The sequence below is a fragment of the Pseudomonas sp. URIL14HWK12:I6 genome (genome assembly GCF_000514195.1).
Lineage (GTDB): Bacteria > Pseudomonadota > Gammaproteobacteria > Pseudomonadales > Pseudomonadaceae > Aquipseudomonas > Aquipseudomonas putida_A.
Genome location: NZ_AZVL01000001.1, coordinates 105,033 through 131,599, shown reverse-complemented (window position 1 = coordinate 131,599; position 26,567 = coordinate 105,033). Strand labels below are relative to the sequence as shown.

Annotated in this window: 22 protein-coding genes; 9 read left to right on the top strand and 13 right to left on the bottom strand. The window is 58.0% G+C overall.

What is annotated here, in order from left to right; all coding sequences use genetic code 11:
* Positions 1-4: 4 nt before the first annotated feature.
* The 3 genes from H043_RS0100630 to mnmG are packed head-to-tail and all read right to left on the bottom strand — an operon-like array spanning position 5 to position 3,360.
* On the bottom strand, positions 5-802 hold the full coding sequence (locus H043_RS0100630) for a ParA family protein (RefSeq protein ID WP_003229787.1): 798 nt from the start codon (positions 800-802) through the stop codon (positions 5-7).
* A gap of 18 nt (positions 803-820) precedes the next feature.
* Positions 821-1,465, bottom strand: coding sequence for a 16S rRNA (guanine(527)-N(7))-methyltransferase RsmG (gene rsmG, locus H043_RS0100625; RefSeq protein WP_003229789.1), 645 nt, complete (start codon positions 1,463-1,465; stop codon positions 821-823).
* Positions 1,462-3,360, bottom strand: coding sequence for a tRNA uridine-5-carboxymethylaminomethyl(34) synthesis enzyme MnmG (gene mnmG / locus H043_RS0100620; protein ID WP_027610290.1), 1,899 nt, complete (start codon positions 3,358-3,360; stop codon positions 1,462-1,464). The genes rsmG and mnmG overlap by 4 nt, the downstream gene beginning before the upstream one ends.
* 568 nt (positions 3,361-3,928) lie before the next feature.
* On the opposite strand from mnmG, the gene H043_RS0100615 reads away from it, so the two are divergent.
* The 3 genes from H043_RS0100615 to H043_RS0100605 all read left to right on the top strand — a co-directional run bounded on the left by H043_RS0100615 (position 3,929) and on the right by H043_RS0100605 (position 7,935).
* Positions 3,929-4,435: a sigma-70 family RNA polymerase sigma factor gene (locus H043_RS0100615; RefSeq protein ID WP_027610289.1), complete on the top strand. Its 507-nt coding sequence runs from the start codon at positions 3,929-3,931 to the stop codon at positions 4,433-4,435.
* The gene (locus H043_RS0100610) at positions 4,435-5,382 is read left to right on the top strand and encodes a FecR domain-containing protein (RefSeq protein WP_027610288.1); all 948 of its coding nucleotides are present in this window, start codon (positions 4,435-4,437) and stop codon (positions 5,380-5,382) included. The genes H043_RS0100615 and H043_RS0100610 overlap by 1 nt, the downstream gene beginning before the upstream one ends.
* Positions 5,383-5,499: 117 nt before the next feature.
* Entirely contained in the window at positions 5,500-7,935 is a 2,436-nt protein-coding gene (locus tag H043_RS0100605) for a TonB-dependent siderophore receptor (protein WP_027610287.1), read from the top strand.
* Positions 7,936-7,976: 41 nt separating this feature from the next.
* Here the strand turns inward: H043_RS0100605 and mnmE are convergent, their stop codons facing one another.
* From mnmE to rpmH, 5 genes are all read right to left on the bottom strand, one after another.
* Positions 7,977-9,347, bottom strand: coding sequence for a tRNA uridine-5-carboxymethylaminomethyl(34) synthesis GTPase MnmE (gene mnmE, locus H043_RS0100600; RefSeq protein ID WP_027610286.1), 1,371 nt, complete (start codon positions 9,345-9,347; stop codon positions 7,977-7,979).
* An 81-nt stretch (positions 9,348-9,428) separates the two neighbouring features.
* Positions 9,429-11,111, bottom strand: a complete 1,683-nt coding sequence (yidC, locus tag H043_RS0100595) for a membrane protein insertase YidC (RefSeq protein ID WP_027610285.1) — start codon at positions 11,109-11,111, stop codon at positions 9,429-9,431.
* A 2-nt stretch (positions 11,112-11,113) separates the two neighbouring features.
* Positions 11,114-11,359, bottom strand: a complete 246-nt coding sequence (yidD, locus tag H043_RS29500) for a membrane protein insertion efficiency factor YidD (protein WP_080761984.1) — start codon at positions 11,357-11,359, stop codon at positions 11,114-11,116.
* A complete protein-coding gene (gene rnpA, locus H043_RS29495) occupies positions 11,352-11,753 on the bottom strand; it encodes a ribonuclease P protein component (RefSeq protein ID WP_011336726.1) in 402 nt (133 codons plus the stop codon). The genes yidD and rnpA overlap by 8 nt, the downstream gene beginning before the upstream one ends.
* Before the next feature lie 16 nt (positions 11,754-11,769).
* Positions 11,770-11,904, bottom strand: a complete 135-nt coding sequence (rpmH, locus tag H043_RS29490; protein WP_003213577.1) for a 50S ribosomal protein L34 — start codon at positions 11,902-11,904, stop codon at positions 11,770-11,772.
* Positions 11,905-12,470: 566 nt separating this feature from the next.
* Here rpmH and dnaA point away from each other — a divergent pair.
* The 5 genes from dnaA to H043_RS0100565 all read left to right on the top strand — a co-directional run bounded on the left by dnaA (position 12,471) and on the right by H043_RS0100565 (position 19,432).
* Positions 12,471-13,994 carry a chromosomal replication initiator protein DnaA gene (dnaA, locus tag H043_RS0100585; protein WP_027610283.1) on the top strand — a complete coding sequence of 508 codons (1,524 nt, stop codon included), beginning with the start codon at positions 12,471-12,473 and terminating at the stop codon, positions 13,992-13,994.
* Between the two features lie 39 nt (positions 13,995-14,033).
* Positions 14,034-15,137, top strand: a complete 1,104-nt coding sequence (gene dnaN, locus H043_RS0100580) for a DNA polymerase III subunit beta (RefSeq protein ID WP_003220202.1) — start codon at positions 14,034-14,036, stop codon at positions 15,135-15,137.
* Positions 15,138-15,151: 14 nt separating this feature from the next.
* A complete protein-coding gene (recF, locus tag H043_RS0100575) occupies positions 15,152-16,255 on the top strand; it encodes a DNA replication/repair protein RecF (RefSeq protein ID WP_003220208.1) in 1,104 nt (367 codons plus the stop codon).
* A 5-nt stretch (positions 16,256-16,260) separates the two neighbouring features.
* A complete protein-coding gene (gyrB, locus tag H043_RS0100570; RefSeq protein WP_007960764.1) occupies positions 16,261-18,678 on the top strand; it encodes a DNA topoisomerase (ATP-hydrolyzing) subunit B in 2,418 nt (805 codons plus the stop codon).
* 235 nt (positions 18,679-18,913) lie between these two features.
* Positions 18,914-19,432 carry an Hcp family type VI secretion system effector gene (locus H043_RS0100565; protein WP_027610282.1) on the top strand — a complete coding sequence of 173 codons (519 nt, stop codon included), beginning with the start codon at positions 18,914-18,916 and terminating at the stop codon, positions 19,430-19,432.
* A 47-nt stretch (positions 19,433-19,479) separates the two neighbouring features.
* Here H043_RS0100565 and H043_RS0100560 read toward each other — a convergent pair whose 3' ends face one another.
* Entirely contained in the window at positions 19,480-20,217 is a 738-nt protein-coding gene (locus H043_RS0100560) for a response regulator transcription factor (protein WP_027610281.1), read from the bottom strand.
* A gap of 168 nt (positions 20,218-20,385) precedes the next feature.
* Between H043_RS0100560 and H043_RS0100555 the strand changes: the two genes are divergently transcribed.
* Positions 20,386-21,918 carry a HAMP domain-containing sensor histidine kinase gene (locus H043_RS0100555; RefSeq protein ID WP_027610280.1) on the top strand — a complete coding sequence of 511 codons (1,533 nt, stop codon included), beginning with the start codon at positions 20,386-20,388 and terminating at the stop codon, positions 21,916-21,918.
* A gap of 167 nt (positions 21,919-22,085) precedes the next feature.
* On the opposite strand, the gene H043_RS0100550 is transcribed toward H043_RS0100555, so the two are convergent.
* The 4 genes from H043_RS0100550 to glyQ all read right to left on the bottom strand — a co-directional run bounded on the left by H043_RS0100550 (position 22,086) and on the right by glyQ (position 26,497).
* On the bottom strand, positions 22,086-22,865 hold the full coding sequence (locus H043_RS0100550) for a 1-acyl-sn-glycerol-3-phosphate acyltransferase (protein WP_027610279.1): 780 nt from the start codon (positions 22,863-22,865) through the stop codon (positions 22,086-22,088).
* A gap of 82 nt (positions 22,866-22,947) precedes the next feature.
* Positions 22,948-23,487: a D-glycero-beta-D-manno-heptose 1,7-bisphosphate 7-phosphatase gene (gene gmhB, locus H043_RS0100545; protein ID WP_177325594.1), complete on the bottom strand. Its 540-nt coding sequence runs from the start codon at positions 23,485-23,487 to the stop codon at positions 22,948-22,950.
* A gap of 5 nt (positions 23,488-23,492) precedes the next feature.
* On the bottom strand, positions 23,493-25,547 hold the full coding sequence (glyS, locus tag H043_RS0100540; protein ID WP_027610278.1) for a glycine--tRNA ligase subunit beta: 2,055 nt from the start codon (positions 25,545-25,547) through the stop codon (positions 23,493-23,495).
* On the bottom strand, positions 25,544-26,497 hold the full coding sequence (gene glyQ, locus H043_RS0100535; protein WP_003187265.1) for a glycine--tRNA ligase subunit alpha: 954 nt from the start codon (positions 26,495-26,497) through the stop codon (positions 25,544-25,546). The genes glyS and glyQ overlap by 4 nt, the downstream gene beginning before the upstream one ends.
* Between the last annotated feature and the right edge of the window lie 70 nt (positions 26,498-26,567).

Here is a 26,567-nt window from a genome sequence, read left to right as displayed (position 1 = left end):
TTCCTTAAGTTGGCTGGGCAGCGGCGATGCGTGAATTTTTGCGCTGACGGCGAACCATCTCGCCCGCCAGGGCCAAATAGGCCAGCGCGCCGCGCGATTGCTTGTCGTAGGCCAGTGCCGGCATACCGTAGCTCGGTGCTTCGGCCAGGCGGATGTTGCGCGGGATCACCGTGTCGTACAGCTGCTCGCCAAAGTGTTCCTTCAGCTGCGCCGAAACATCGTTCATCAGGCTCAGCCGCGGGTCGTACATGGTGCGCAGCAGACCTTCGACCTTGAGGTTGGGGTTCAGCAGTTCGGCGATGCGCTTGATGTTATCCACAAGGTCGCTCAAGCCTTCGAGCGCAAAGTATTCGCACTGCATGGGGATAATCACCCCGTCAGCGGCGACCAGTGCGTTCAATGTGAGCATCGACAGCGACGGCGGGCAGTCGATCAAAATGTAATCGTAGTTTTCACGGATCGGCGCCAGCGCGCTGCGCAGACGGCTTTCCTTCATCTGCATTTCCAGCAGAACCACTTCTGCCGCGGTCAGGTCGCGGTTGGCCGGCAGCAGTTGATAACCGCCGTGCTCGGAGTAGTGCATGGCCTGGGCCAGATCGCATTCGCCGATCAGCAGGTCGTAGACCGAGTTTTCCAGGCCATGTTTATCCACACCGCTACCCATGGTGGCGTTGCCCTGTGGATCGAGATCGATCAACAGCACCCGGCGCTTGGTCGCGACCAGGGATGCTGCGAGGTTGATGCAGGTGGTGGTCTTGCCCACACCACCCTTCTGGTTCGCTATCGCGAATACCTTAGCCATTCTTGCTTGTGTTCCCAATCATGCCGTGCGGCGCAGTATCAGCAGATGGCGTTGGCCTTGGCAACCGGGTACGGCCAGGGCGTGTTCGCTATCGAGTTTGAAGTCTGCCGGCAATGCTACCAGCTCATCGGCCGGATGAACGCCCTTCATTGCCAGCCAGCGCGTGTCGGCATCGCCGAGGTGGCGAGTCCAGTTGGTGAAGTTCTCCATGCTGCTGAACGCCCGGGAAATGATCCCGTTGAATGGCTGGGCAGGCTGGAACGCTTCAACGCGACTGTGGATAACTTGCAGGTTATCCAGTTTGAGTTCGAGTTTGACCTGAGTCAGGAAGCGGGTTTTCTTGCCGTTGCTGTCCAGACAGGTCACTTGCGAGTCCGGATACAGGATCGCCAGCGGAATGCCGGGCATGCCGCCGCCACTGCCAACATCGAGCCAACGGCCGTTTTCGATGAACGACATCACGCTCAAGCTATCGAGCAGATGCCGCGAAACCATTTCATCAGGATCGCGCACTGCAGTCAGGTTGTAGGCCTGGTTCCATTTGATCAACAGAGCCAGGTAGCCCAGCAGCAATTCGTGCTGGGCTGCGCTGAGATTGACACCGAGCTCGCGGGCTCCTGTGGATAACTCTTCGGCGTGTTGCGAAGTGACCTTAGAACTCAAGCGCTTTGCTCCAACTGACGGCCCGCGCCGCGTTTTTTCAAATGAATCATCAACAGCGAAATCGCTGCCGGGGTCACGCCCGGGATCCGCGAAGCCTGACCGAGCGTCTCCGGACGCGTCGCACCGAGCTTGCTCTGGATCTCCTTGGAGAGACCGGAAATGTTGGTGTAATCGATATCCACAGGCAATTTCGTGTCTTCACTAGCGCGCAGACGGGCAATTTCGTCCTGTTGACGATCGATGTAACCGGCGTATTTGGTCTTGATCTCAACCTGTTCGGCGACCTGCGGATCTTCGGCGCCGTTGCCGGTCACTTCGACCAGACCAGCGTAGTCGATTTCCGGACGGCTCAAGAGGTTGAGCAAGTTGTATTCGTGAGTCAGCGGCGTGCCGAATTTTTCCGCAATCGCATCGCCCTGCTGCGTACCCGGGCGAACCCAGGTGCTCTTCAGGCGCTGCTCTTCGAGTTCGATGCTTTCGCGTTTCTTGCAGAAGGCCGCCCAACGCGCGTCATCGACCAGACCCAGCTCACGACCTTTTTCGGTCAAACGCAGGTCGGCGTTGTCCTCGCGCAGAATCAGGCGGTACTCGGCACGGGAAGTGAACATGCGGTACGGCTCTTGGGTACCGAGGGTGATCAGGTCGTCGACCAGCACGCCGATGTACGCCTCATCGCGACGCGGGCACCAGGCTTCTTTGCCCTTGGCACGCAGCGCGGCGTTGGCCCCGGCGAGCAAACCTTGCGCACCGGCTTCTTCGTAACCGGTGGTGCCGTTGATCTGACCAGCGAAGAACAGACCGCCGATGACTTTGGTTTCCAGGCTGTATTTCAGGTCACGCGGGTCGAAGTAGTCGTACTCGATCGCATAACCCGGACGCACGATGTGCGCGTTTTCCATGCCGCGGATCGATTGCACGATCTGCAATTGCACGTCGAACGGCAAGCTTGTGGATATCCCGTTCGGGTACAGCTCATGGGTGGTCAGGCCTTCCGGCTCGATGAACACCTGATGGCTTTCCTTGTCGGCAAAGCGATGAATCTTGTCTTCGATCGACGGGCAGTAGCGCGGACCGATGCCCTCGATTTCGCCGGCAGCGGAATACATCGGCGAACGGTCGAGGTTCGCCGCGATGATTTCGTGAGTGCGGGCGTTGGTATGGGTAATCCAGCAACTGACCTGGCGCGGATGCTGTTCTTTTTTGCCCATGAACGACATGACCGGGATCGGCGTATCGCCCGGTTGCTCGGTCATGACCGAGAAATCCACAGATTTGCCATCGATGCGCGGTGGCGTACCGGTTTTCAGGCGACCGACACGCAGCGGCAGTTCACGCAGACGATGTGCCAGGGCAATCGACGGCGGGTCACCGGCACGACCGCCGGAGAAATTCTGCAAACCGATGTGGATAAGTCCACCGAGGAACGTACCAGTGGTCAACACCACGGAATCGGCGAAGAACCGCAGACCCATTTGCGTGACAACACCGCGTACCTGGTCCTGCTCGACGATCAGGTCGTCAGCGGCCTGTTGAAATATCCACAGGTTCGGTTGGTTTTCCAGAATTTCGCGGACAGCGGCCTTGTACAGAATACGGTCGGCTTGCGCACGGGTCGCTCGTACGGCCGGACCTTTGCGGCTGTTCAATACGCGAAACTGGATGCCGCCCAGATCGGTAGCCATGGCCATCGCGCCGCCGAGGGCGTCAATTTCCTTGACCAAATGGCTTTTGCCAATGCCACCGATGGCCGGGTTGCAGCTCATGGCACCGAGGGTTTCCACGTTATGCGTCAGCAACAGGGTTTTTGCCCCCATACGTGCTGAGGCCAGTGCTGCCTCGGTACCGGCATGACCGCCGCCGATGACGATCACTTCAAAACGGGAAGGGAAATCCACCACGCACCTCGTGCCTGCTTAAGTAGGTATTCAGGAATAGTTTGAGATCAGGTTTCTGGACCTGGTCGACAAGTATAGGGACTTCGCCCTCCCTAAAGAACCCTTTGCACAAAATTTAACCAGCTGTGGAGAACTCGAGGTTAAAAGAATAAAAAAGAGAGAAATTTATAAAACCTTTGTTTTAATGCTTATTCTTACTGACCGACCTTTCTATGGATAGATTGCTACAGGCCTTATTATTCAATGTGTACAGAGTTTCAAAACCCTGTTATCAGGTCCTCAGGAGGCCCTTGGATAACCGGTTTAAGCCTGTGGATGAATGGGGTGGTTATCCACAGAGGCAGTTATATCCAGTTTTCACGCCCTGTTATCAACTGACCTCAGTGGCAGTTATTCACAGGGCTTAATCCACAGAAATTCAACCAGACGGTTTTTTCAGGACGCAGTAAAACGCCACCGAGAGATCGGAGACGAGCATGAAGTCGATAGTGGGATGTGACAGGGCTATTGTGAGAGAACGTAACAGAGGCTAATAATAGCCATTATCATTAACTCGTCAGTTTCTCCCATGTCCCTACCCGCCCATCATGCTGCGATCGAGCAAATCTACGAGCAACACCATTCGTGGCTGTATGGATGGCTCAAGGGCAAACTGCACGACGCCTGCGATGCTGCCGATGTCGCGCATGACACTTTCGTGCGGATCCTCGCGGCACGTAATGCGTCGCAGATTCTCGAACCGCGGGATTATCTGGCGACCATTGCACGCGGCCTCGTCATTGATCGCTATAGAAGACAGGCCATCGAAGTTGCCTACTTGCAGACCTTGGCTGCTCGACCAGAAGCCACCGCCATCAGCGAAGAAGACAAGGCGCTGATCATCGAAACCCTGATCGCTGTGGATAAAGCCTTGGCCGGTCTGGGCGCGCGAACCCAGAAGATCTTCATGCTTTCGCAGATCGACGGTTTGACTTATCAACAGATCGCTGCGCAGTTGCAGGTTTCCCTGACCACAGTAAAGAAGCACATGATCCGCGCCCTGACGGAATGTGCCCTGATCATGGCGCAGCGTTGATGGCCACTGCACCGAACCGCAAGGTTTTCGAAGCGGCTGCCAGTTGGTACGTGCAGTTTCAGGCCGATCCGCCGACCCTCGCCGATCAAAAAGCCTGGCAGCTGTGGATAGATAGCGATCCAGCGCATCTGGCGGCCTGGAACCAGATGGAACAACTGCAGCGTCAGCTCGGCACTTTGCCGCTTGATTTGAAACGTCGCGCACTGAATACCGGCCAACAAAGGCGCCAGATCCTGAAATTATTACTGCTCGCGACAGGGACGGGGATCCTTGGCTGGAACGCCCAACAACATACCTCCCTTGGAAATGCCTGGGCTGATTACAAAACCGGCGTTGGTCAGCGTCGCAACATCTCATTGGCCGATGGCAGCCAGATTCAGATCAATACCGATACGGCCATCGATGTATCTTTCGACGCAACGCAACGGCTGATTCGTTTGCGCTCGGGTGAAATCCTCATTCAGACCGGCAAGCTCGGCGATCAGCGGCCGTTTTTGGTCGAAACCGCGGATGGCCGAATTCAAGCGTTGGGTACCCGTTTTTCTGTGCATAAGTTGTCGGGCTCAACGCGGGTCGGCGTGTTGGAAGATCGGGTCAGCGTGCAACCCGCTGATCGATCAACGAGCGCGATGATCCTGAAAGCAGGCGAAGGTGCGGATTTCGATAGTCGGCATATCGGGGTCCTTTACCCCTTTAAATCCTCGGCAGTGGCCTGGACCAACGGCCAGCTGATTGTGCTCGATGCGCGGCTGGGTGCGGTAATCGAAGAGCTGGGGCGTTATCGCAGCGGTGTTATGCACTGCGATAGTCGTGCCCGGGATCTACGCGTATCCGGCACCTTTCGGCTCGATTCCACCGATGCCGTGCTGGCCAATCTTCAGGCCTCGTTACCGATCAACGTCCGCTACTTCACCCGTTACTGGGTCTCGATCAGCCATAGCGTCTGATTGAAAATCTCCTGGGGAAAAAAATCGAAAGCAGGGTTATCTTTTTTTGTCCTGACCCGGCCCTACAGGTAATCGCGATAAACGCGGCTCTTCGCCACCTTCAGGGCTTATCCACACATGCGTCTTCCCACGTTCCGTCAGCGTTTTTCCCACCACTGCATTGCCTACAGCCTACTGATGACCAGTGCCGCGTCCTGCCTGGCAATGACCAATAACGCCTTCGCGGCAACGGTCGCGCAGCGCTACACCATTGCTGCCGGCCCGCTGGACAATGCTTTGAGCCAATTCGCCTCCACTGCAAACGTGATTCTGTCGTTCTCGCCGCAGCAGACCAACCGTTTACGCAGTACCGGACTGAACGGCAACTTCACCGTCGAACAGGGATTCGCCCAACTGCTGCAAGGCTCAGGTTTGCAAGCCGTACCTCAAGCGCCGGGTAGCTACATTCTGCAGGCGCTGCCCAATGGTGATTTGCTGGAGCTGGCCCCGACCAACATCAACGGGCAATTGGCCAATCCGATGGATCTGGATTACGCCGCCGACGTCGGCTATAGGGCGCAGAACAGCCGGATCGGTACGAAAACCAGCACGCCGTTGTCGGAAACACCACGTTCTGTGTCAGTCGTCACCGCACAGCGCATGAAAGATCAGAAATCTCAGACGCTCACCGAGGTACTCGGCTACGTTCCCGGCATCTTCGCCCCACCGTTTGCAGCGGGCGACAGCCTGGCCGGCGATCTGTTTTTCATTCGTGGTTTCAACGCCACCGATTACGGCTACGGCCTGTTGCGCGATGGACTTCGCGTGCAAGGCAACCGTTATGACACCAGCACCGAACCTTACGGTTTGGAGCGCGTGGAAATTTTCCGTGGACCATCGTCCTTGCTCTATGGGGAAAACGCCCCGGGCGGCCTGGTGAATCTGGTGAGCAAGCGGCCGACCGCAGCTCCACGAGGCGAAGTGCAACTGGGTTATGGCTCGAATAATCGCCGGCAGATTGGCATCGATGTGTCCGGGCCACTCAACGACAGCGGCAATGTGTTGGGACGAGTGGTGATGCTCGGACGCAAGTCCGACACCCAGACCGATCACGTACCGGATGACCGCATTTACATCGCCCCGTCGCTGACCCTGAATTTCGACGACTTCAACACCCTGACCCTGCTGGCCAACTACCAGAAAGATCACACCAATATGGAACTGGGTCTGCCGGCGGCCGGCACATTGCTGAGCAATCCCAACGGCAAGCTATCCAAAGGCACCATGCTTGGCGATCCGGACTGGAACACCTTCGAACGGGAAACCTGGAGCACCGGTTATGAGTTCAGCCATTCCTTCAACGATGACTGGCAGTTCCGCCAGAATTCGCGCTACATGCAGTCGCGAATCACCCGCCACGAGACCTGGCCCGGCAACCTGAACAACGCCGGGTTCGGCACGCGCCTGAACATGACCGCGTACGATCGCTTCAACAAATCCATGGTGTATTCGCTGGATAACCAACTGGAAGGCAAATTCCAGGTCGGCGAGCTGGAAAACACCGTGCTGTTCGGCGCCAGCTACGACCGCACTTCGTTCAATCAGGACTGGAATGCCGGCATCGTCGGCCCGATCGATATCTACAACCCGGTTTACTTGCGCGATCCGACTACACCGATTGCGGTGCAGAACACCTTGCTCGAACAACAGATGAAAGGTGTTTATGCCCAGATCCAGAGCAAATATGACCACTGGTTGTTCTTGCTCGGCGGGCGCCAGGACTGGGTCGACAGTGATTTCCGCGACAAAGTGGCCAAGGGCAGTAACATCAGTTCCGAGGACAAGAAGTTCACCTACCAGGGCGGCGTGATGTACCAGTTCGATAACGGCATGACGCCGTATGTCAGCTATTCCACCTCGTTCGTACCGGTACAGCAGATTTCCAATGCCGGCACACCGCTCGATCCGATCACCAGCAGCCAATACGAAGTGGGCCTCAAGTACGAACCGATCGGCTGGGATACCGAGTTCACCGCGTCGGTATATGACTTGCGCAAAAAGGACGACACCTACTTCGACTCGACCACATCGACCTACCGCCAGGTAGGCGAAAGCCGTTCCAAAGGCGTGGAGCTGGAACTCAACAGCAATCTGACCCAGAACCTCAATGTGACAGCGGCATACACCTACACCGACGCGCGGATTACCAAGGACGCGGCGACCTCGTTGGTCAAAGGCCACCAGATGACCGGCGTGCCACGAAATCAGGCGTCGGTCTGGACCAAGTACCGTTTCCTCGATGGCGATTTGAAAGGTTTGTACGTGGGTGGTGGCGTGCGTTACTTCGACAGTGCCTTCGCCTACACCTCGCCTTCGCTGTACGGCAAGCTGGACGCCGGCGACGTCACGTTGGTGGATGCGGCAATCGGCTATCAGATTGACACGCACTGGAGCGTCGACCTGAACGCCAAGAACCTGTTCGACAAGGAATATGTGTCGGGATGCAACGATGCTGGGCGTTGCTACTGGGGCGAAGATCGCACCTTACTCGGTACGGTGTCTTACAACTGGTGAAACCAAAGGGGCTGTGGATAAATTGTCCACAGCCCATTTGGTCATTTACCGATGCAGAAGCTGGAGAAGATCCGGCCAAGCAGGTCATCGGAGCTGAATGCCCCGGTGATTTCTCCCAGAGAGTGCTGGGCCTGACGTAAATCCTCGGCCAGCAGCTCACCGGCACCGGCCAACGTCAGCTGTGCGCGACCATGTTCCAGCGCTGCACTGGCATGGCGCAGAGCCTCCAGATGACGGCGACGGGCACTGAAGCTGCTTTCCGAGGTTTGCTCATAGCCCATGCAGGCCTTGAGGTGTTCGCGCAGCAATTCCAGCCCTTCGCCAGCGGATTTGGCGCTGAGGCTGATGGTCACGTGGCCATCGTCGCTGACTTCCAGAGCGATCGCTTCACCCGTCAGGTCAGCCTTGTTGCGAATCAAGGTGACTTTCGCCGGATCCGGACGGGTTTCGAGAAATTCCGGCCACAGAGCAAACGGATCTGCAGCTTCCGGTGCGGTGGCATCGACTACCAGCAGCACCCGATCCGCTTCAGTGATCGCTTTCAACGCACGCTCGACGCCGATTTTTTCCACCTGATCGTCGGTATCGCGCAGCCCTGCGGTGTCAACCACGTGCAACGGCATGCCGTCGATGTGGATATGTTCGCGCAGGATATCCCGGGTGGTGCCGGCAATTTCGGTCACGATCGCGGCTTCGCGTCCAGCCAGGGCATTCAACAGGCTGGATTTGCCGGCATTCGGACGACCGGCAATCACTACAGTCATGCCATCACGCAACAAGGCACCCTGCCCGGCTTCACGCAGCACGGTGGATAACTCTTCACGTACCTTGTCGAGCATGCTCAGCACGTGACCGTCGGCCAGGAAGTCGATTTCCTCTTCCGGGAAGTCGATGGCGGCTTCGACGTAGATGCGCAGGCCGATCAGTTGTTCGGTCAGGTTATGCACACGCTGGGAAAACGCGCCCTGTAGGGAGCGCAAGGCATTGCGTGCAGCCTGTGCAGAACTGGCTTCGATCAGGTCGGCGATGGCCTCGGCCTGAGCCAGGTCGAGTTTGTCATTGAGGAACGCGCGCTCGCTGAATTCACCCGGGCGAGCCAGACGGCAACCCAGTTCCAGACAACGCTTGAGCAACATGTCGAGAACGATCGGGCCACCGTGTCCCTGCAGTTCAAGCACGTCTTCGCCGGTAAACGAGTTTGGTCCCGGGAAATACAGGGCCAGTCCTTCGTCCAGCACCTGCTGATCAGCACTGAAAAACGGACCGTAATGCGCGTAACGCGGTTTCAATTCACGGCCGCTGATGGCTTTGGCTGCGACGCTGGCCAACGGCCCGGAAATACGGACGATGCCGACACCGCCGCGACCTTGAGCGGTGGCGACAGCAGCGATGGTTTCACGAGGTACGCTCATAAACCGGAATCCAGACAAAAGTGGCAGATAGCAAAACGCCCCACTAGGGGGCGTTTTGAGTGGTGTTATCCACAGAGTAAGTTACGCCTCGGCTTTTTTCGTCGCCGCTTCGATCTTACGCGTGATGTACCACTGTTGGGCAATCGACAGGCAGTTGTTCACAACCCAGTACAGCACCAGACCAGCCGGGAACCACAGGAAGAAGAAGGTGAAGATGATTGGCATCATTTTCATGACCTTCGCCTGCATCGGATCCGGTGGAGTCGGGTTCAGACGCTGCTGAATGAACATGGTCGCACCCATGATGATCGGCAGGATGAAGAACGGATCCTTGATCGACAGGTCGGTGATCCACAGCATGAACGGCGCCTGGCGCATCTCCACGCTTTCCAGCAGAACCCAGTACAGCGAAAGGAAAACCGGCATCTGCACGAGGATCGGCAAGCAACCGCCCAGCGGATTGATCTTCTCTTTCTTGTACAGCTCCATCATGGCTTGCGACATTTTCTGCCGGTCATCGCCATGTTGCTCTTTCAGTGCAGCCAGTTTCGGTGCTACGGCACGCATGCGCGCCATGGATTTGTAGCTGGCAGCCGACAGCGGGAAGAAGATCCCTTTGATCAGCATGGTCAGGAAGATGATCGACCAGCCCCAGTTACCCACGATCGCGTGGATGTGTTGCAGCAACCAGAAGATCGGCTGAGCGATGAACCACAGAATGCCGTAGTCGACTGTCAGTTCCAGACCTGGGGATAACTGTTTCAGTACGGCCTGGCTTTTCGGCCCGGCGTACAGAATGGCGCTGGTTTCAACTTTGGCACCCGGTGCAGCGGTCAGCGAAGGACCGGTGTAACCGATGATGTAGTTGCCTTTGCTGTCCTTACGTGTCTGAACAATGTTGTTTTCGCCCTTCGGCGCAACCCATGCAGTCACGAAGTAGTGTTGCAGCCAGGCTACCCAGCCACCGGTGACGGTTTCCTTGAGCTGACCTTTGTCCATGTCTTTCATGGACACTTTCTTGTACGGCTCGGAACTTGTCCACAGGGCAGCGCCCAGGTAAGTCGCGGTGCCGGTGGCAGTGGTCGACGAAGGGTCGGCACTGGCGTCGCGCTTCAGTTGGGCGAACATCGAACCCGACCAAGGCTGAGCGCTCTGGTTATCCACAAGGTAGGTCACGGTTACGTCATACAGGCCGCGTTTCAGGGTGAAACGCTTGATGTAGTTGACGCCGTCCTTGCTGAACTTCAGGTCGACGACCAATTGGTCCTGACCGTCAGCCAGTTGATAACTTTTCTTCTCCGAGGCGTAAACCGGACGACCGGCCGGGCTTGCGTCCGGACCGTTGGTGCCGATCAGGCCGCTTTGTGCCAAATAAGTACGTTCGCCGCCGTTGTCGAACAGCTGGAACGGTACATCAGGACGATCCTGACGACGTGGATACAGTGGCAAAGTCAGTTGAGCAACGTCACCGCCCTGGGGATCGATCGCCAGATCGAGCACGTCGGTTTTGACCTGGATCAGATCCTTGCTGGCAGCAACCGGGGTTTCCACAGGTGCGCTGGTGTCGCTTGCGGCACGCGGAATATCGTCACTGGCGGAAGCGTTATTGCCAGGAACGGTGTCCGGCAAACCGGATGCAGTCGTACTGGAAGCAACATTCTGAGTCGGCAGGGCAGCCTGGCCATAGTCCTGGTTCCATTTAAGAACCATAACGTAGGACACGATTGCCAGGGCGACGATCAGGATCGTGCGTTTGATATCCATGATTACTCGGCCATCGAAGAAGAACGGGAGGTAGGGATAGGTGGAACCGGGTCATAACCACCGGGATTCCACGGATGACAGCGACCTAAACGACGAAAGGCCAGCCAGCCACCGCGCAGAAGGCCATGATTTTCGATGGCTTCATACGCGTAGCAAGAACAACTGGGGTAGAAACGACAGTGACTGGCCATCAAAGGACTAATGGCGTAGCGATAAAACTGGATCGGAACGAGTGCCAGTTTACGCATCTGGACTGTCTACCCCTACAGTTTCGGTTTTGACTGCTGGAACTGGCTTGTTACGGGCCAGACGCTTCCAGAGTTTGCCGAAATGCTGAATCAATTCGGGGTTTTCTACGTCGCCCAAACCTTTGCGCGCGACGATAACGATATCCCAGCCGACCAGAGAATCCTGGTGCAGACGGAACGATTCGCGCATCAGACGTTTGAGGCGATTGCGCTCAACGGAGAGCTTTACGCTCTTTTTCCCGATAACCAGCCCGAGACGGGGGTGATCAAGATCGTTGTTGCGCGCAAGGAGCAGGAGATTTTTCCCCGGAACCTTGCCGGTAGGGGAGTCAAAGACTGCCTTGAAATGCCGGGGGGTAAGCAGACGCTTTTCCCGACTGAAGTCCTGACTCACCTCCAGTACCGGATTATCAAACTGCCAGACGCGCACGACCTTTGGCGCGACGACGCGACAGGACAGCGCGACCGTTCTTGGTAGCCATGCGAGCACGGAAACCGTGGGTACGAGCGCGTTTGATAGTGCTTGGTTGGAAAGTACGTTTCATGTCGTGTTACCTGGTTCGTCCACAACGGGCCGGAATGGCCCCCGTTTTAAGAGACCGGGGATTCTAGAGAAAGCAAGCCCTCAGGTCAATTTCCAACCAGCGTTTCCTTATAAATAGATCTCTGGAGCTTCCGGAAGCGAAATCCTGTTTGCCAGACATAAAAATAAAGAAGGGAATTATTTAAAGCTTTTCTGTAAAGCTTGTAAAAGCTAGGGCAGCCGTCTTCTGTGGATAACCACCTTCAGCCCTTGTAAAGCGCGATGTACAGAGAATGACAACTACAGTGGAAAGCCGTGTTCAGCCTGTGCTGCGCTGTCGGATAACCTGTGTGTGGAATGGCCTGTTATCCACAGGCTGGTTATCCACCGAGTTCCACCCCCAGTTGTCCAGTGCCCTCAGAGGCGGTTATCCACAGAGCTTATGCACACACCGTTGGTCGCCTTTTTATCGGTTAACGCATTGATTAATCATGGTCACCACACAACCTGCATGTGGATAAGTGGACGGCTCGCCGCTACAATGGCCGCTTGTTTTTGCCTCACCGGCTTTCAACTTAGGGGATATCCGTGTCAGTGGAACTTTGGCAGCAGTGCGTGGAGCTTTTGCGCGAGGAGCTGCCTGCCCAACAATTCAACACCTGGATCCGTCCACTACAGGTCGAAGCCGAAGGCGACGAGTTGCGCGTCTACGCACCGAACCGTTTTGTGCTGGACTGGGTCAACGAAAAGTACCTCGGTCGCGTCCTTGAACTGCTGGATGAGCACGGCAACGGCATGGCGCCAGCGCTTTCCTTATTAATAGGCAGCAAACGCAGCTCGGCACCGCGTGCCGCGCCGAACGCGCCGTTGGCCGCTGCGCAGGTGTCCCAGGCTCAGGCCAATACCGTGCCGGCCAGTGCGCCAGCACCCGCTCCAAGTGCAGCTCCGGCCAAGCGCTCGACGCAGAAAACCGAGGATGTCAGTGAAGAGCCGTCCCGCGACAGCTTCGACCCGATGGCCGGTGCGGCCTCGCAACAGGCCCCGGTTCGCGCCGAACAGCGCACCGTTCAGGTCGAAGGCGCGCTCAAGCACACCAGTTACCTGAACCGCACCTTCACCTTCGAGAATTTCGTCGAAGGCAAGTCCAACCAGCTCGCCCGTGCGGCAGCCTGGCAGGTGGCGGACAATCCCAAGCACGGTTACAACCCGCTGTTCCTTTATGGCGGCGTCGGCCTGGGTAAAACTCACTTGATGCACGCAGTGGGTAACCATTTATTAAAGAAGAACCCGAATGCCAAGGTCGTGTACCTGCATTCCGAGCGCTTCGTGGCCGACATGGTCAAGGCGCTGCAACTGAACGCGATCAACGAGTTCAAGCGTTTCTACCGTTCGGTGGACGCTCTGCTGATCGACGATATTCAGTTCTTCGCCCGTAAAGAGCGGTCCCAGGAAGAGTTTTTCCACACCTTCAACGCCCTGCTTGAAGGGGGCCAGCAGGTCATTCTCACCAGTGACCGCTACCCGAAAGAAATCGAAGGCCTTGAAGAGCGCCTCAAATCCCGCTTCGGCTGGGGCCTGACGGTTGCCGTCGAACCGCCGGAGCTGGAAACCCGCGTGGCGATCTTGATGAAGAAGGCCGACCAGGCCAAAGTCGAGTTGCCTCACGATGCGGCTTTCTTCATCGCCCAACGAATTCGTTCCAACGTCCGCGAGCTGGAAGGCGCGCTGAAACGCGTGATCGCCCACTCGCACTTCATGGGCCGCGACATCACCATCGAGTTGATCCGCGAATCCCTGAAAGACTTGTTGGCACTGCAGGACAAACTGGTCTCTGTGGATAACATTCAGCGCACTGTCGCCGAGTACTACAAGATCAAGATATCCGACCTGCTGTCCAAGCGCCGTTCGCGCTCGGTGGCACGTCCGCGTCAGGTGGCCATGGCGCTGTCCAAGGAGCTGACCAACCACAGCCTGCCGGAAATCGGCGATGTGTTTGGTGGTCGCGACCACACGACTGTGTTGCACGCCTGCCGCAAGATCAACGAACTTAAGGAATCCGACGCGGACATCCGCGAGGACTACAAGAACCTGCTGCGTACACTGACCACTTGATGAACACCAGCGCAGCTTATTAAGGCAAGGGACTAGACCATGCATTTCACCATTCAACGCGAAGCCCTGTTGAAACCCCTGCAACTGGTCGCAGGCGTCGTCGAGCGCCGACAGACCTTGCCGGTACTGTCCAACGTGCTGTTGGTCGTCGATGGCCAGCAACTGTCGCTGACCGGTACCGATCTGGAAGTCGAGCTGGTCGGTCGCGTGCAACTCGAAGAGCCGGCTGAAACCGGCTCCATCACCGTGCCTGCGCGCAAGCTGATGGACATCTGCAAGAGCCTGCCCAACGACGCGCTGATCGACATCAAGGTCGATGAGCAGAAGCTGGTCGTGAAGGCCGGTCGTAGCCGTTTCACCCTGTCGACCCTGCCGGCCAACGATTTCCCGACGGTTGAAGAAGGCCCGGGTTCGCTGACCTGCAGCCTGGAGCAGAGCAAACTGCGTCGCCTGATCGAACGCACCAGCTTCGCCATGGCCCAGCAGGACGTGCGCTACTACCTCAACGGCATGCTGCTGGAAGTCTCGGCCGGTGTGATCCGCGCCGTGGCAACCGACGGTCACCGTCTGGCCATGTGCTCGATGCAGGCCGATATCGGTCAGCCGGATCGTCACCAGGTGATCGTGCCGCGTAAAGGTATCCTCGAACTGGCGCGTCTGCTGACCGAGCCGGACGGCAACGTCAGCATCGTTCTGGGTCAGCACCACATCCGCGCCACCACCGGCGAATTCACCTTCACTTCGAAGTTGGTCGACGGCAAGTTCCCGGATTACGAGCGCGTTCTTCCGAAGGGCGGCGACAAGCTGGTACTGGGCGATCGTCAGGCCCTGCGTGAAGCGTTCAGCCGTACCGCAATTCTGTCCAACGAGAAGTACCGCGGCATCCGTCTGCAACTGGCCAATGGTCAGTTGAAGATCCAGGCCAACAACCCGGAGCAGGAAGAAGCGGAAGAAGAAGTGGGCGTTGAATACAACGGCGGTTCGCTGGAAATCGGCTTCAACGTGAGCTACCTGCTCGACGTGCTGGGCGTGATGACCACCGAACAGGTTCGCCTGATCCTGTCCGACTCCAACAGCAGTGCGCTGGTGCAAGAGTCCGACAATGACGACTCGGCTTATGTTGTCATGCCGATGCGTCTGTAATCAGCTGATCCTGGATGTCCTTAAGTCGTGTTTCGGTCACCGCGGTGCGCAATCTGCACCCGGTGACCTTCTCCCCCTCCCCCCGCATCAACATTCTTTACGGCGCCAACGGCAGCGGCAAAACCAGTGTTCTGGAAGCCATTCATCTGCTGGGGCTTGCCCGTTCGTTTCGTAGCACGCGGCTGTTACCGGTCATCCAGTACGAGCAACTCGCCTGCACGGTGTTCGGTCAGGTCGAACTGGCCGAGGGTGGCCACAGTGCGTTGGGGATATCTCGCGACCGTCAGGGCGAGTTCCAGATCCGCATCGACGGGCAGAACGCTCGCAGTGCCGCGCAACTGGCCGAGATCCTGCCGCTGCAACTGATCAACCCCGACAGCTTCCGCCTGCTCGAAGGTGCGCCGAAGATTCGCCGGCAGTTTCTCGATTGGGGCGTGTTCCACGTTGAACCGCGTTTCATGGCGACCTGGCAGCGTTTGCAGAAGGCCTTGCGCCAGAGAAACTCCTGGCTGCGGCATGGTACACTTGACGCCGTTTCGCAAGCGGTTTGGGACAGGGAACTGTGCCAGGCCAGCGCTGAAATCGATGAATACCGCCGCGCTTACATCAAAGCCTTGAAACCAGTCTTTGAACAAACCTTGAGCGAACTGGTTGAGCTTGAGGGGTTGACGCTCAGCTATTACCGAGGCTGGGACAAAGACCGGGAATTGAGTGCCGTACTGGCTGGTTCCGTGCAAAGGGATCAGCAGATGGGTCATACCCAGGCCGGACCACAACGTGCTGATTTGCGTCTTAGATTGGGCGCGCACAATGCCGCGGACATCTTGTCCCGGGGTCAGCAGAAGCTGGTGGTCTGTGCCTTGCGAATTGCCCAGGGGCATCTGGTGAGCCAGGCCCGACGCGGTCAGTGTATTTATCTGGTGGATGACTTGCCGTCCGAGCTGGACGAAAGCCACCGCCGCGCGCTGTGCCGCTTGCTGGAAGACTTACGCTGCCAGGTTTTCATCACCTGTGTAGATCACGAATTATTGAGGGAAGGCTGGCAGACGGAAACGCCAGTCGCTCTGTTCCACGTGGAACAGGGCCGTATCACCCAGACCCACGACCATCGGGAGTGAAGGCATTGAGCGAAGAAAATACGTACGACTCAACGAGCATTAAAGTGCTGAAAGGCCTGGATGCCGTACGCAAACGTCCCGGTATGTACATTGGTGACACCGACGATGGCAGCGGTCTGCACCACATGGTGTTCGAGGTGGTCGACAACTCGATCGACGAAGCCCTCGCCGGCCACTGCGACGACATCAGCATCATCATCCACCCGGATGAGTCCATCACCGTCAAAGACAACGGCCGTGGCATACCGGTAGACGTGCACAAAGAGGAAGGCGTTTCCGCCGCCGAGGTCATCATGACCGTCCTCCACGCTGGCGGTAAGTTCGACGATAACTCCTACAAGGTATCCGGCGGTCTGCACGGTGTAGGTGTGTCGGTCGTGAACGCCCTGTCCGAAGAGCTGGTACTGACCGTACGCCGCAGCGGCAAGATCTGGGAACAGACCTACGTCCACGGTGTACCTCAGGCACCGATGGCGATCGTTGGCGACAGCGAAACCACTGGCACCCAGATCCATTTCAAGGCTTCCAGCGAAACCTTCAAGAACATTCACTTCAGCTGGGACATCCTGGCCAAACGCATTCGTGAACTGTCCTTCCTCAACTCCGGTGTCGGCATCGTCCTCAAGGATGAGCGCAGCGGCAAGGAAGAGCTGTTCAAGTACGAAGGCGGCCTGCGTGCGTTCGTTGAATATCTGAACACCAACAAGACTGCGGTCAACCAGGTGTTCCACTTCAACATCCAGCGTGAAGACGGCATCGGCGTCGAAATCGCCCTGCAATGGAACGACAGCTTCAACGAGAACCTGTTGTGCTTCACCAACAACATTCCGCAGCGCGACGGCGGTACTCACCTGGTGGGTTTCCGTTCCGCACTGACGCGTAACCTGAACAACTATATCGAGCAGGAAGGTCTGGCGAAGAAGCACAAAGTCGCGACCACCGGTGACGATGCCCGTGAAGGCCTGACCGCGATCATCTCGGTAAAAGTGCCGGATCCGAAGTTCAGCTCGCAGACCAAAGACAAGCTGGTGTCTTCCGAAGTGAAGACCGCGGTCGAGCAGGAGATGGGCAAGTACTTCTCCGACTTCCTGCTGGAAAACCCGAACGAAGCCAAGCTGGTCGTCGGCAAGATGATCGACGCGGCGCGTGCCCGTGAAGCGGCGCGCAAGGCCCGTGAGATGACCCGCCGCAAAGGCGCGCTGGACATCGCCGGCCTGCCGGGCAAGCTCGCTGACTGCCAGGAAAAAGACCCGGCGCTGTCCGAACTGTACCTCGTGGAAGGTGACTCCGCGGGCGGCTCTGCCAAGCAGGGACGTAACCGCAAGACCCAGGCGATCCTGCCGCTGAAGGGCAAGATCCTCAACGTCGAGAAAGCACGCTTCGACAAGATGATCTCGTCCCAGGAAGTGGGCACGCTGATCACTGCGCTCGGCTGCGGTATCGGTCGCGAAGAGTACAACATCGACAAGCTGCGCTATCACAACATCATCATCATGACCGATGCTGACGTCGACGGTTCGCACATCCGTACCTTGCTGCTGACCTTCTTCTTCCGTCAGTTGCCGGAGCTGATCGAGCGCGGCTACATATACATCGCCCAGCCGCCGCTGTACAAGGTCAAGAAAGGCAAGCAAGAGCAATACATCAAAGACGACGACGCCATGGAAGAGTACATGACGCAGTCGGCCCTGGAAGATGCGAGCCTGCACCTGAACGAAGAGGCCCCGGGCATTTCCGGTGAAGCACTCGAGCGTCTGGTGAACGACTTCCGCATGGTGATGAAGACCCTCAAGCGTCTGTCGCGCCTGTACCCGCAGGAGCTGACCGAACACTTCATCTACCTGCCGGCCGTGAGCCTGGAAATGCTCGGCGACCACGCCAAGATGCAGGACTGGCTGGCTCAGTACGAAGTGCGTCTGCGCACCGTCGAGAAGTCGGGCCTGGTCTACAAGGCCAGCCTGCGTGAAGATCGTGAACGTGGCGTTTGGTTGCCAGAGGTCGAGCTGATCTCCCACGGCCTGTCGAACTACGTCACCTTCAACCGCGACTTCTTCGGCAGCAACGACTACAAGACCGTCGTCACCCTCGGCGCTCAACTGAGCACTCTGCTCGACGAAGGCGCGTACATCCAGCGTGGCGAGCGCAAGAAAGCGGTCACCGAGTTCAAGGAAGCCCTCGACTGGCTGATGGCCGAAAGCACCAAGCGCCACACCATCCAGCGCTACAAAGGTCTGGGTGAAATGAACCCGGATCAGCTGTGGGAAACCACCATGGACCCAAGCGTGCGCCGCATGCTGAAAGTCACCATCGAAGACGCCATTGGCGCAGACCAGATCTTCAACACCCTGATGGGTGATGCGGTCGAACCTCGCCGTGACTTCATCGAGAGCAATGCGCTGGCGGTTTCGAACCTGGATTTCTGATCCATCGTCCCATCGCTAACGCACGAATAAAAAAGCCAGCGCTATGCGCTGGCTTTTTTTTGGTTCTTTCTTGTCGGATTAAATCCTGCAAATTTTAAGACTATCCCTTCGTATAGGAGAGACTCTTCCTACATATATCTGGATCGGTTCTATTTATCTTACAGCCGCTTCGCTAACTGCCCTACGGCACAGGTGAAGCACTGTCAGTGTCTAGAATCAAACAGGGAACTTAGTTATGCCAACACCTGCGTATTTGACGATCAATGGTAATCGACAAGGTTTAATCAGTGCTGGAGCTTTTACAGCAGATTCAGTGGGTAATACCTACCAGGAAGGGCACGAAGATCAGATTTTGATACAAGCTTTCAGCCATCAAATAATCATTCCCCGTGACCCTCAATCCGGCCAGCCCACCGGTCAGCGGGTGCATAAGCCGCTCATGGTTACCAAGGTTTTCGACAAGGCATCCCCGTTGATATTCAGCGCCTTGACCAGTGGCGAAGTCTTGGACAATTGTCATATTGCCTGGTATCGAACTTCCGCTTCAGGTACACAAGAACATTTTTTCAGTATTGAATTGGTAGACGCCGTTATTGTGGAAGTGAATTCCAGAATGCCGAATTGCCAAGATATGAATATGGCGCACTTCACACAGTTGGAAGACGTACATTTCACGTATCGTAAAATCATCTGGACGCATGAAATCTGCGGCACGACGGGTTCAGATGACTGGCGTGCACCTTTGGTCAACTGACGCTCGCGGGCTGCCAAATATCGACCAGTTTGACTGGTCGATTCACCTTACGACTGCATCATGCTGTCAGCAGGTGTCGCAGATACACTCTCCAACCGATACCCATACCCATAAATCGTCAGCAACTGCCAACCCCGATCCGCCGTCAGCCCCAGCTTGTTGCGCAGGCGATAGATGTGCGTATCCAGCGGCCGTGACGACGCCACTTCTTCGTGGGGCCAGAAGCGTTCGTACAGGTACTCCCGCGACAATGGCCGACCCAGGTTACTGAACAGGCAGCGCGCCAGGCGGTATTCACGCTCCGTCATGACCACTGCCTTGCCCTCGCGGGTGACGCTCAGTTCGGCATCGTCGAAGGTCAGGTCATTGAAACTCAGGACTTCGGCAGCGCTACTGCGTTGCTGGCTGTGCCGGCGCAGTACAGCGGCGACTCGGGCTTTCAGCTCGTTGGGGCGGAACGGTTTGCTGACGTAATCGTCGGCACCGGCGTTCAGCGCCTGGACGATATCGCTTTCGCCGTCGCGGCTGGTCAGCATGATCGCGGCGGGCGGCGCCTCCATGTGTTCGCGGGTCCAGCGCAGCAGCGCCAGGCCGGACAGGTCGGGCAGTTGCCAGTCGAGGATCAGCAGGTCGAAGGTGTCCCGCCGCAATTGGCGCAACAGGTCCTCGCCCCGTTCAAAGCTGTGCAACGACCAAGGCTGGTCTCCCTCCGCAGCCATCTGCTGCAGGGTTTGCTCGACCCGACGCAGTTCGGCGGGTTCATCGTCCAGTATCGCAACGCGCATACGCGTGGGTTCCTTGTTGCTTGAGCAGTGGCCGGCAACCCTGAAGGCTCGGCCTGTGCGGTAAAAGTAAGCAGTCCACCATCGGTCGACGTCCGCTATGATTCTTCGGATCTACATCCTCAGACCTGTGGCCCATGAAACCATTCACTGTCCCCTGCCCTGTTTGTCATGAATAGCCCGCGTCGGCGTGAAAGCCGCGAGCCAAGTCAGGTCCAGCGTCTGTTTCGACGGTTGGTGCGTGAGTGGTTGTGGATAAGTCTAGTGCTGTTGCCGCTGACTGCCTTGTTGTCGTATCGCGCGCAGATCAATCTGCACGACGTGGTACCGATGTGGAGCGCGTTGCTTTCGGTAGGGCTGGTAGCCTGCGTACTCGGATTGCTGCTGTGGCGCCCGCGCTGGGCGATCTGGGTGACATCGTGCGGTGTGGCTTGTGTGCTGCTGGCTAGCGCCGGGCTGGCGGAAGTTCGACACTGGTGGTCACCGACTCCAGCGGCGCTGGGCATGTTGTTCGGCTACCTGATCTGGAACTGGCGGCGCCTGAGTGTGGTGCTGACGTATTTTGGCTGGGAGCTGGCCCGACTGGACCGCGAGCCGAAAGTATTTCCCGAGCGGCGCCGTGCGCAATTCACCAGCGCTGATCAGCTGCAGGGCCAGATCATGGCACTGGAGCAAGCCATGAGCCGCACCCGCGATACCCGGCGTTTCATTGCCGACGGTCTGGAATACCTGCCGGTGGCGACGCTGATCAGCGATCCCAAGGGGCAGATTCTGCTGGGAAACCGCAAGGCCCGGGTATTGTTCGATGACCCGCTGGTCGGTGACTATGTTCTCGAGCAACTGGCCCGCCTCGGTTATCCGGAATTGTCCACAGAACCACGTCCGGCGCTGTCGGACCTGACGCTGCTGGAGTTTCGCGATCACAAGGAACGCAGTTTGCGTCTGGAACGGGCGGCTTTGCTGCCGGTGGATGGCGATACTCCCATCGGCTGGCTGCTGAGCCTCACCGATCTGAGCGCCGAACGCGCCGCAGAAGAACAGCGTGGGGTCTTGCTGCGGTTCCTTTCCCACGATCTGCGCGCCCCGCATTCGGCGATTTTGGCCCTGCTCGATGTACATCGCCATCAAGCCGGCGCGGATTCACCGCTGTTCGAGCAGATCGAGCGCCAGGTACGCCGGGCGCTCGATCTGACTGACGGTTTCGTTCTGCTGGCGCGAGCCGAGTCCGAGGCTTATCAGTTCCAGCCCAGTCTGTTCGCGATGCTGGTGCTGGACGTACTGGATCAGGCGCTGCCCATTGCTCAGCAGAAAAGCATCAAACTGCTGCACACGATGGACGAACAATCCCAGGAGCGTTTGATCAACGCTGACCAGGGCCTGCTGACCCGCGCCTTGTTCAACCTGCTGGAGAACGCCATCAAGTACAGCCCGGTCGGTACCACGATCAAGTTGAACGTCAGTTGCCAGGGTGAGTGGCTATGCTGTGAATTGACCGATCAGGGCAAAGGCATTGCCCCCGAGGAGCTGCCGGATCTGTTCACCCAGTACCGGCGCTTTTCGTCGGCGCAGGGGATTGATGGCGTCGGGTTGGGGCTGTCGATGGTCAAGGCAGTAGTCGACCATCATGGCGGTAACATCGAGTGCCACAGTATCGTCGATCAAGGCACCACGTTCCGGCTGCAGTTACCGCTGATCTGCGAGTGAACAGGCACAAAAAAACCGGCTATATCAGCCGGTTTTTTTACTTCCGAAAAAACTTATGCACCTTTTACGGTGTTTTATGAGCTTGAGAAATATATAAGTAAATCAATCGGTTACTTTCAATATTCAGGCTTTTTCAACAAAACCGTACACAGGTTATCCACAAAATCTCAGACAGCCACCTGATCATTCGCGGCAGGCGCCTGCGGTGCTGGTGGCAGCGAACCCATTTCGCGCTGGGTCTGTTCGTTCCAGGCCTGTACCCGGTCGTTCAGCTCGGCGATGGCGCGCGGGCCAGTGCCTTCGGCATACATCGGCTCACCGATGACCACGGTGATCACGCCCGGCGTCTTGCCCCAGCCGATTTTCGGCCAGAATTTGCCGGCATTGTGTGCAATCGGCAGCACCGGAAGCGCCGCATTTACCGCTAACGCGCTGCCACTGCGCGAGAACTTGCCGACGGTGCCGTAAGGAACGCGGGTGCCCTCAGGGAAGATCAATACCCAGACGTTGTCCTTGAGCAGTTCATCGCCCTTGGCCGCGACTTGTTTGAGCGCCGCTTTCGGGTTGTCGCGATCAATCGCGATCGGCCGCAGCATGGCCATGGCCCAACCGAAGAACGGTACGTAGAGCAATTCACGCTTGAGCACCTGGCTCAAGGGCGAGAAATAAGCAGAGAGAAAGAACGTCTCCCAGGTGCTCTGGTGGTTCGACTGAATCACGCAGGGCCGATCCGGCACATTTTCCGCACCTTTGATCTCGTAACGAATGCCGAGAAACACCTTGGTCAACCACAAGGCGCAACGGCACCAGTACACGTTGATGAAACGATAGCGCGCCTTGAACGGCAGAAAGGGCGCGATAAAAAAGCTCAGGCTGCACCACAGCAAGGCAGTAGTGCCCAGCAGCAGGTAAAAGAGAAAAATTCTGATGGCCTGCAGTATCGACATGGCGACGTTTACCGTTACGGGCGATGCCCGACTGTTCAAGCGCACTCCCGATCAATCCCTGGTCAGGAACTTCAGAAGCACTCTAGTTGTGGATAAGTTCTGCGGCAATCGCCGCCAGATCGTCAAAAATCAGGGTGCCGACCGGAAGGGTCTTGCCCAGAGTTTTTTCGCCTTTCCCGGTCTTTACCAAAACGGGCTGTGAATCGACGGCTTTGGCGGCCTCCAGGTCACCAAGGCTGTCGCCGACGAACCAGACATTCGTCAGCGCCACGTTGTAATGCGCCGCGATGGTTTGCAACATCCCCGGCTTCGGCTTGCGGCAATCGCAACCCTCGTCCGGACCATGCGGGCAGTACACGATCAGCCCGACTTCACCGCCCTGCTCTGCCACGAGCGTGCGCAGGCGCGCGTGCATGGCGTCGAGGGTGGCAAGGTCGTAATAGCCGCGAGCAATGCCCGACTGGTTGGTGGCGACCGCCACCGTCCAGCCGGCCTTGCTCAACTGCGCAATCGCCTCGATCGAGCCGGGCAGTGGAATCCACTCCTCCACCGACTTGATGTAAGCGTCGGAGTCGTAATTGATCACTCCATCCCGATCGAGAATCAGCAGTTTCAACAGCAATCCCCTCAACCCAGCAGCGAAATGTCGGCAACCCCGAGGAACAGGCCACGCAGACGCGCGAGCAGCGCGTAGCGGTTGGCCCGGACCTTGGCGTCTTCGGCATTGACCATCACCGCGTCGAAGAACGCATCCACCGGCTCGCGCAATGCCGCCAGACGCGCCAGCGATTCGTTGTACTGACGCGCTGCGGCCATTGGCTGCACCGCCTGATCCGCTTGCTGGATCGCCGAGTACAGCGAGAACTCGTTGGCGTTGTCGAAGTATTTGGCTTCGACCACGGTCGGCACCGAGCCTTCAACCTTGCTCAACAGGTTCGATACACGCTTGTTGACCGCCGCCAGCGCTGCCGCTTCCGGCAGCTTGCGGAAGGCCTGAACCGCTTGCACACGCTGGTCGAAGTCCAGCGCCGAACCCGGCTTCAGGGCACGTACCGACAGGTAAGTGGCAACATCGACGCCTTCGTCTTCGTAACGCGCACGCAGACGGTCGAAGATGAATTCCAGCACCGCGTCGTTCAGGCCGGCAGCCTTGACCTTGGCACCGAACGCCGTCACGGCGAAGGCCACGGCGTCGTTCAGATCGAGGTCGAGTTTTTTCTCGATCAGGATACGCAGCACGCCGAGGGCCGCACGGCGCAGGGCATACGGGTCTTTGCTGCCGGTCGGCAGCATGCCGATACCGAAGATGCCGACCAGGGTGTCGAGCTTGTCGGCGATCGCGACAGCCGCACCGGTCAGGGTCGCCGGCAGTTCAGCACCGGCACCGCGTGGCATGTACTGCTCGTTCAGCGCCAGCGCGACGTCTTCCGGCTCGCCGTCATTGAGCGCGTAGTAGTAACCGGCGACACCTTGCATCTCCGGGAACTCGCCGACCATTTCGGTGGCCAGGTCGCACTTCGACAGCAGGCCGGCACGGGCCGCCCACGAAGCGTTGCCGCCGATTCGCGCGGCAATATACGCCGCGAGCTTCGAGACGCGCTCGGCCTTGTCGTAGACGCTGCCGAGTTTTTCCTGGAACACCACGTTCTTCAGGCGATCATTGAAGGCTTCGAGTTTCTGCTTCTTGTCTTGCTTGAAGAAGAACTCGGCGTCGGTCAGGCGTGGGCGAACCACTTTCTCGTTACCGGCGATGATCTGCTGTGGATCTTTGCTTTCGATGTTGGCGACGGTGATGAACCGTGGCAGCAACTTGCCGTCGGCATCCAGCAGGCAGAAGTACTTCTGGTTGTCCTGCATGGTGGTGATCAGTGCTTCCTGCGGCACATTGAGGAAGCGTTCCTCGAACGAGCACACCAGCGGCACCGGCCATTCGACCAGCGCGGTCACTTCATCCAGCAGCGCCGGCGGCACGATCGCGGTGCCTTCCTGACGGGTCGCCAGTTCTTCGGTGCGCTTGCTGATGATCTCGCGACGCTCGTTGGCATCGGCCAGCACGTAGGCGGCACGCAGGTCGGCCAGGTAGCTCGACGGCGAACCGATGCGCACGCTTTCCGGCTGATGGAAACGGTGACCACGGGAGTCGCGGCCAGCCTTCTGCGCGAGGATGGTGCAGTCGATGACCTGGTCACCGAGCAGCATCACCAGCCACTGGGTCGGACGCACGAACTCTTCCTTGCGCGCACCCCAACGCATGCGTTTCGGGATCGGCAGGTCGTTCAGCGAATCTTCGACGATGGTCGGCAGCAGGCTTGCGGTTGGCTTGCCGGCGATGTTCTGGCTGTAACGCAGTTTCGGGCCGCTCTGGTCGATTTCGCTCAGCTCGACGCCGCACTTCTTGGCGAAGCCCAGGGCTGCCTGAGTCGGGTTGCCTTCAGCGTCGAAGGCGGCCTGACGTGGCGGGCCATCCAGGTTGATGCTGCGATCCGGTTGCTGGGTCGCCAGCGCCGTGATCAGCACCGCCAGACGGCGCGGCGCGGCATAGACCGTTTTGCTTTCGTAGCTCAGGCCGGCAGCTTGCAGGCCCTTGTCGATACCGGCGAGGAACGCTTCAGCCAGGGTGTTCAGGGCTTTTGGCGGCAGTTCTTCGGTGCCCAGTTCAACCAGAAAATCTTGAGCACTCATTGTGCAGCCTCCAGCTTGGCCAGTACTTCGTCACGCAGGTCCGGGGTCGCCATCGGGAAGCCCAGCTTGGCGCGGGCCAGCAGGTAGGCTTGCGCAACGGAACGCGCCAGGGTGCGTACGCGCAGGATGTATTGCTGACGCGCGGTCACCGAGATCGCCCGGCGCGCGTCCAGCAGGTTGAAGGTGTGCGAGGCCTTCAGCACCATTTCGTAGCTCGGCAACGGCAGCGGCTGGTCGAGTTCGATCAGGCGCTTGGCTTCGCTTTCATAGAAGTCGAACAGTTCGAACAGTTTGTCGACGTTGGCGTGTTCGAAGTTGTAGGTGGACTGCTCCACTTCGTTCTGGTGGAACACGTCGCCGTAGGTCACCTTGCCGAACGGACCGTCAGCCCAGACCAGGTCGTAGACCGAATCCACGCCTTGCAGGTACATGGCCAGACGCTCCAGACCGTAGGTGATTTCACCGGTGACCGGGTAGCACTCGATGCCGCCAGCCTGCTGGAAGTAGGTGAACTGAGTCACTTCCATGCCGTTGAGCCAGACTTCCCAGCCCAGACCCCAGGCGCCGAGGGTCGGCGATTCCCAGTTGTCTTCGACGAAGCGGATGTCGTGGACCAGCGGGTCCAGGCCGACATGCTTGAGCGAGCCCAGGTACAGTTCCTGGAAGTTGTCCGGGTTCGGTTTCAGCACGACCTGGAACTGATAGTAGTGCTGCAGACGGTTCGGGTTTTCCCCGTAGCGGCCGTCAGTCGGACGGCGGCTTGGCTGCACGTACGCGGCGTTCCAGGTTTCCGGGCCGATGGCGCGCAGGAAGGTCGCGGTGTGGAAAGTGCCGGCGCCTACTTCCATATCGTAGGGCTGAAGTACCACACAACCTTGCTCGGCCCAGTATTGCTGGAGCGCGAGGATCAAGTCTTGGAAGGTACGCACGGCTGGCGTAGGCTGGCTCACGAAATTCACCTGTTTCTTGGGCTGCGATTTAAAGAGCGGGAGTATACCCGATTCAGTCGCACCTCCACCC

What these genes read in the sequence shown, in the direction of transcription:
- H043_RS0100630 (WP_003229787.1), bottom strand. Translation starts at nt 802, where the DNA reads ATGGCTAAGGTATTCGCGATAGCGAACCAGAAGGGTGGTGTGGGCAAG.
- H043_RS0100615 (WP_027610289.1), top strand. Translation starts at nt 3,929, where the DNA reads ATGTCCCTACCCGCCCATCATGCTGCGATCGAGCAAATCTACGAGCAA.
- H043_RS0100610 (WP_027610288.1), top strand. Translation starts at nt 4,435, where the DNA reads ATGGCCACTGCACCGAACCGCAAGGTTTTCGAAGCGGCTGCCAGTTGG.
- H043_RS0100605 (WP_027610287.1), top strand. Translation starts at nt 5,500, where the DNA reads ATGCGTCTTCCCACGTTCCGTCAGCGTTTTTCCCACCACTGCATTGCC.
- mnmE (WP_027610286.1), bottom strand. Translation starts at nt 9,347, where the DNA reads ATGAGCGTACCTCGTGAAACCATCGCTGCTGTCGCCACCGCTCAAGGT.
- yidC (WP_027610285.1), bottom strand. Translation starts at nt 11,111, where the DNA reads ATGGATATCAAACGCACGATCCTGATCGTCGCCCTGGCAATCGTGTCC.
- yidD (WP_080761984.1), bottom strand. Translation starts at nt 11,359, where the DNA reads ATGCGTAAACTGGCACTCGTTCCGATCCAGTTTTATCGCTACGCCATT.
- rpmH (WP_003213577.1), bottom strand. Translation starts at nt 11,904, where the DNA reads ATGAAACGTACTTTCCAACCAAGCACTATCAAACGCGCTCGTACCCAC.
- dnaN (WP_003220202.1), top strand. Translation starts at nt 14,034, where the DNA reads ATGCATTTCACCATTCAACGCGAAGCCCTGTTGAAACCCCTGCAACTG.
- recF (WP_003220208.1), top strand. Translation starts at nt 15,152, where the DNA reads ATGTCCTTAAGTCGTGTTTCGGTCACCGCGGTGCGCAATCTGCACCCG.
- H043_RS0100565 (WP_027610282.1), top strand. Translation starts at nt 18,914, where the DNA reads ATGCCAACACCTGCGTATTTGACGATCAATGGTAATCGACAAGGTTTA.
- H043_RS0100560 (WP_027610281.1), bottom strand. Translation starts at nt 20,217, where the DNA reads ATGCGCGTTGCGATACTGGACGATGAACCCGCCGAACTGCGTCGGGTC.
- H043_RS0100555 (WP_027610280.1), top strand. Translation starts at nt 20,386, where the DNA reads ATGAATAGCCCGCGTCGGCGTGAAAGCCGCGAGCCAAGTCAGGTCCAG.
- H043_RS0100550 (WP_027610279.1), bottom strand. Translation starts at nt 22,865, where the DNA reads ATGTCGATACTGCAGGCCATCAGAATTTTTCTCTTTTACCTGCTGCTG.
- glyS (WP_027610278.1), bottom strand. Translation starts at nt 25,547, where the DNA reads ATGAGTGCTCAAGATTTTCTGGTTGAACTGGGCACCGAAGAACTGCCG.